We start from the raw sequence: 531 nt of genomic DNA, 5'->3' as shown, positions 1-531 counted from the left end.
CAAAAAAAATCTTCGCTTTCCGCAAAAAAAACCTTGCATAACCCAAAAATTGATGGTAAAATGAAATGGTAAGGTCAAAATCGACGCCAAAACGCCGCTTGACCGACGGTTCCAACGGCCAAATGGCCCGGAATAAGGCTAAAAAGCGGTTTTTACCGCAAAAAACAGGCAGAAACCGCAAAAATTAGGATAAAGGACGAAGAAAATGTACCACGATACCGCTGAAAATAAACCCAAAACCGACGCAAATGGCCTGATTTCGGCCGTATCCGCCCACGCCGCAGGCAAGGCAGACCGGATAACTGTGCAATTTAAACGATCCTTTTTTTGACACACCCCCAAAGGCCCTAAAACCCACGTTTTTGCTCGTTTTTTCGGTATAATTTCTGTGTAATTTAAAGGATCGTTTAATTTACACAGCGCTACCGCCCGTACCCTGTCATCCCTATTATGTATTGATAATGACGCATACTGTAAAGACTGTCTCTTATACACATCTAGATGTGTATAAGAGACAGCCTTTGACGTTGA

General features: G+C 42.9%; 1 protein-coding gene. It reads right to left on the bottom strand.

Annotated features, from left to right (window positions below):
• Window positions 1–138: 138 nt before the first annotated feature.
• Window positions 139–531: hypothetical protein (locus ACYVRA_RS08465; RefSeq protein WP_461252285.1), on the bottom strand; the 393-nt coding region annotated here is incomplete at its 5' end.

It is taken from the genome of Treponema sp. R8-4-B8 (assembly GCF_054786175.1).
The sequence above is the reverse complement of the archived record's forward strand: the minus strand, read 5'-3'. Positions and strand labels throughout refer to the sequence as shown.